Annotated in this window: 4 protein-coding genes and 1 pseudogene; all 5 read right to left on the reverse strand. The window is 61.8% G+C overall.

The features are described from left to right. Window positions 1–152, reverse strand: a pseudogene (locus AC0AP0_RS08820) (amino acid ABC transporter permease); the annotation flags it as partial. 1 nt (window position 153) lies between these two features. Beyond that, entirely contained in the window at window positions 154–984 is an 831-nt protein-coding gene (locus tag AC0AP0_RS08825; RefSeq protein ID WP_046323731.1) for a glutamate ABC transporter substrate-binding protein, read from the reverse strand. A 43-nt stretch (window positions 985–1,027) separates the two neighbouring features. Further along, window positions 1,028–1,882, reverse strand: coding sequence for an amino acid ABC transporter ATP-binding protein (locus AC0AP0_RS08830; RefSeq protein WP_313840347.1), 855 nt, complete (start codon window positions 1,880–1,882; stop codon window positions 1,028–1,030). 144 nt (window positions 1,883–2,026) lie between these two features. Next, entirely contained in the window at window positions 2,027–3,829 is a 1,803-nt protein-coding gene (gene aspS, locus AC0AP0_RS08835) for an aspartate--tRNA ligase (RefSeq protein WP_198191103.1), read from the reverse strand. A 39-nt stretch (window positions 3,830–3,868) separates the two neighbouring features. Next, a partial coding sequence (gene hisS, locus AC0AP0_RS08840) for a histidine--tRNA ligase (RefSeq protein ID WP_490430197.1) occupies window positions 3,869–5,119 on the reverse strand: 1,251 nt, incomplete at its 5' end.

The following is a 5,119-nucleotide window of genomic DNA, read 5'->3' on the forward strand; positions in this document are numbered from 1 at the left end:
GCCCGCAGGGAGGAGATGGGCGAGATGCGCATGATCACCAGGATGATGCCCAGGATCAGCGAGAAGAGGGCCGACCAAAGGGTCAACTGGATGTTGACCCAGAAGGCTGCCGGGATGTCGTAGTCGGTGAACAGTTCGATGATGGTTGACATCTCACTCCCCCTCCTTGGGCTTAGGCGGGTTGTAGCGCGGGTCAGGTTTGTAATGGGTGCCCCGGGTGTTGTTCTCGAGCGCCCGCTGCCAGGAGCCGTTGGCCTCCATGTCGGCCAGAGCCGCGTTGATCTTGTGGGCCAGCTTGGTATTGCCTTTTTTGATGCCCACACCGTAGTACTCCTGGGTGAAGGGCTTGCCCACCAGCCGCAGCCTTCCACGTGAGGCGGAAGCCAGACCAGCCAGGATGATGTCGTCAGTGGTGACTGCATCGACGATGCCGGAGAAGAGGGCGGTGGCGCATTCGGCGTAGCCCGGCTGCTCCATCAGCTGGACTTCTTTGGCGAACCGTTTCTTGACAGTGACGGCCGAGGTGGATCCGGTCACTGAGCACAGTCGTTTGCCGTTGAGGTCTTCGGGGCCACGGATATGGTGGTCCTCCTTGCGCACCAGCAGGTCCTGTCCGGCCACGATGTAGGGTCCAGCGAAAGAGACGGCCCGCTTGCGCTCATCCGTTATGGAATAGGAGGCCAGGATCATGTCCACGTCGCCATTCTGGAGCATGGCCTCACGCTGCTTGGAGGGGGCCTCCTTCCAGACGATGTCGTCGGGGCTATAACCTAGCTTGTCGGCGATGTAGGTGGCCACGTCCACGTCAAAGCCCACATAGGTTCCGGCCTTCTTGAAGCCCAGACCAGGCTGGTCGAACTTGATGCCCACCCGAATCTTGCCTGCCTCCTTGTCGGAGCCGCAGGCCGCCAAGGAGATCAAGCAACCCAAAGCGCACAGGATCGCGGTCAAATTCCTGGCAAGCCGTTTCAACGGCTGGCCCATGCCATGCATGCTTGCATTCATGCGGATACGCTTCCCTCCTGCTTCAGTGGGTCAGAATCTTGGACAGGAAGTCGGCGGCCCTCTGGGTCTTGGGGTGATCGAAGAAGTCGTCGGGGTCGTCCTTCTCCAGGATCCGTCCATCGGCCATGAAAACGATATGGTCGGCGGCCTGGCGGGCAAAGCCCATCTCGTGGGTCACGCAGATCATGGTCATGCCCTCCTGGGCCAGCTGAATCATCACATCCAGCACCTCGTTGACCATCTCCGGGTCAAGAGCCGATGTGGGCTCGTCGAAGAGCATGATCTTGGGCTGCATGGCCAGGGCGCGGGCTATGGCCACACGCTGCTGCTGGCCGCCTGAGAGCTGGGAGGGCATCTTGGAGGCCTGGGATTCCACGCCCACCCGGGCCAAGAGGTCCATGGCCAGGTCCTCAGCATCCTTCTTGGGCATATGGCGCACCTTGATGGGCGCCAGGGTCATGTTCTCCAGGATGGTCTTGTTGGCGAACAGATTGAAAGACTGGAAGACCATGCCCACCTCGGCCCTGAGCCGAGCCAGGTCACGTCCCTCCTGAGGCAAAGGCTCTCCCTCGATCCTGATGACACCGGAGTCGATGGACTCCAGACGATTGATAGTCCGGCACATGGTGGACTTGCCGGAGCCTGAGGGGCCGACCACCACCAGCACTTCGCCGGTATCAACCTGCAGGTTGATGTCCTTGAGGACGTGCAGGTTGCCAAAATGCTTCTCGACGTGCGCCAGCTCGACCAGCGGCCCGGAGTTATCCTGGACGGGGCGATCCGAGGCCGGTTTCTCCGGCAGAATCCGCTCCGACGGCTGTTTGGTTGTTTCGCTCATATTGGGCAGTTTACTCATCCTTTGTTGCAGAGCGGCCATAGAAACGGTTCTCCTGAAAAGTAGAGCCACTGGCCGAACGCGACCGATTGACCTGCTGCGCATAAACTGGCCTAAACAATAAGGGCCGAAATCCCGCAGAATTCCAGCCCTTTTAGACTCTCGTCGACCAGTGACGAAGTGCGCTCAGTCGGTATCCTCCTGATCCGGTTCCCAATCCACGCCGGTCTCGGCGCGTTGCTGGTCGGAGATGGGCGCCGGAGCCCCGGTCATGGGATCCTGGCCGCCACCGGACTTGGGGAAGGCTATGACATCGCGGATGGAGTCCGCTCCGGTCAGGATCTGGGCAGTCCTGTCCCAACCGAAGGCGATGCCTGCGTGGGGCGGAGCGCCGTACTTGAAGGCCTCCAGCAGGAAGCCGAACTTCTCCTGGGCCTCCTCGGGACCGATGCCCAGCACTTTGAAGACCCGATCCTGAATGTCGTCGCGGTGAATACGCACCGAGCCGCCGCCCATCTCCTCGCCGTTGCAGACGATGTCATAGGAGTCGCTCATGGCGTGTTCGGGATCCTTGTCGAAGCGGTCGATCCAGTCGGCCGAAGGCATGGTGAAGGGATGGTGCATGGAGGTCCACTTAGAATGTCCCACGGCCACATCGTCGTCGTCCGGGTCGTCGGTGGGCTTGAAGAGCGGGAAGTCCACCACCCAGGTCAGGGCGAATTCGTCGGGTTTGAGCAGCCCCTGGCGACGGGCGATCTCCACACGGGCCGCGCCAAGCAGGGTTTGCGAAGCCTCACGGGGACCGGCTGCAAAGAAGACGGCATCCCCGTCCGTGGCGCCTACGGCCTTCTTGAGGCCTTGGCGCTCGGCATCAGACAGGTTCTTGGCCACCGGGCCCTTGAGAGTGCCGTCGCCAGTGAACTGGACATAGGCCAGACCCTTTGCACCACGCTGGCGGGCCCATTCCTGCCAAGCGTCGAACTGCCTGCGGGGCAGGTTAGCCGCACCCTGGTAGACCACGGCGCCTACGTAGGGAGCCTGGAAGACCCGGAAGGGGGTGTTCTTGAAGTAGTCGGTCAGTTCGACGATAGGGTTGCCGAAGCGCAGGTCAGGCTTGTCGGAACCATACTTGTCCATGGCCTCCTGCCAGCTGATCCTGGGGATGGGCAGGGTGACCTCGAATCCTGCAGCCTTCCAGACCTCGGCAATGACCTGCTCGGCCATGGCCATGACGTCCTCCTGGGAGGCGAAGCTCATCTCGATATCCAGCTGGGTGAACTCAGGCTGCCTGTCGGCGCGGAAGTCCTCGTCGCGGTAGCAACGGGCGATTTGGTAGTAACGCTCAAAGCCGCCCACCATCAGCAACTGCTTGAGCAGCTGGGGAGACTGCGGCAGGGCGTACCAGGATCCGGGCACCAGGCGGGCCGGCACCAGGAAGTCACGGGCGCCCTCGGGGGTGGACTTGATCAGGGTCGGCGTCTCGATCTCGCAGAAATCCATCTTGTCCAGGGCAGCACGGGCGGCACGGTTCATGGCGGCCCTCAGACGGATGTTGTGCTGCATGGAGGGGCGACGCAGGTCCAGATAACGGTAGCGCAGTCGCACATCCTCGCCGGGCAGCTTGTTCTCGGCCTCGTTCTCCAGGGCTGTGGACACCTGGAAGGGCAGGGCTGCCGACTTAGCCAGAACCTCAATCTTGTCTGCAACGATCTCGATGTGTCCGGTGGACAGGTGTTCGTTGTCATTGCCCTCAGGACGTTCGCGAACCTTGCCGGTGACCTGGATGACGTACTCGCTACGCAGGGGCCGGGCCTCCTCCTCGTCATAGATGACGATCTGCACCAGACCGGAGCGGTCACGCAGGTCGATGAAGGCCACGCCTCCGTGATCACGGCGGCGATCCACCCATCCGGCCACCGTCACCTGGCGACCGACCATATCTTCAGTGACATCCGTGGCGTAGCTCGTTCTGTAAGCCGACTGGCCCATGCTTTCCTGTACCTCCATAATGCTCGACCTGCCCCTGCGTCAGGCCTGGTATTCCACACTCTGCCGGGCATACAGGCTATCCGGCGTCCACGACACCAGGTCAGCCGGAGTCTGATCGCCGGTGATGATGTTCTTGACCTGGTCGCCCTCCTGCTGGCCCTCCTTGGCAGGGAACCAGACATAGGGGATGCCCAGGTGGTCGGCATAGCGGATCTGTTTGCCAATCTTGGCTGCAGTAGGCGCCACATCAGCGGCAATACCCCTGGCCCGCAGATCCTGGGCGATGTGGTTGCTGATGGTCCGATCCTCTTCGTCCCAGACGGCGACCATGACCGCAGCCGGAGAAACCCTGGAGGCCTGAACCCCGTGGGCCAGCAGGTAGGAGAGCAGGCGAGAAAGCCCAATGGACAGCCCTACTCCTGGATAGGTCCGGTTGCCCTGGCTAGCAAGATTGTCATAGCGGCCGCCGGAACAGATGGATCCCAGGGACTGCGCCCCCTCCAGGAAGGTCTCGTAGACAGAGCCGGTGTAGTAGTCCAGCCCGCGGGCAATCTTCAGGTCGGCGATGACCGAGCCAGGCCGAATGCGGGCAGCCTCGTCGATGATCATGGCCAGCGTCTTTAGCCCCTCAATGGCTAAGGCGTACGAAGAAGACTCCTTATCGATGCCAACCTTGTTAACCAAGGCATCGAACCGCTGGCGCAGCTGCTTACCATCGTCGGCGGTCAGCTCGGCCAGAGCCAGGCAGGCCTTGGCCTGGTCCTGATTGGCGCCGCACTCACTGACCAACAGGCTGGCCACCTCGTCAGGGCCGATCTTGTCCAGCTTGTCGATCTCGCGCAAAACGCCCTCGACATCCTCCAGACCCAGACCCCGGTAGAATCCCTCGGATAGCTTGCGGTTGTTGGCGTGCACAGTGGGCTTGGGCAGGCCGAAGGCCCTCAGCTCCTCCAGAGCACTCAGCATGACCAGGGGCACCTCGACCTCGTAGTGGTCGGGCAGCTCTCCGTTGCCAATTACGTCAATGTCAGCCTGAACGAACTCCCTGAACCGTCCCTCCTGGGGGCGCTCTCCTCGCCAGACCTTCTGAATCTGCCAGCGTTTGAAGGGGAAGGTCAAGTCGTTGCTGTGCTCCACCACATAGCGGCTCAGCGGCACGGTCAGGTCAAAATGCAGGCCCAGCCGGCGCTCCACTGGCACATCCTTTTCCTGGCCCAGATCCTGCAGTCGGGAGAGCAGGTAGATCTCCTTGCTGGTCTCCCCCTTCTTGAGCAGGCTGGAGCCCTCTTC

The organism is Bifidobacterium sp. POST2/T3 (B1) (genome assembly GCF_058197115.1).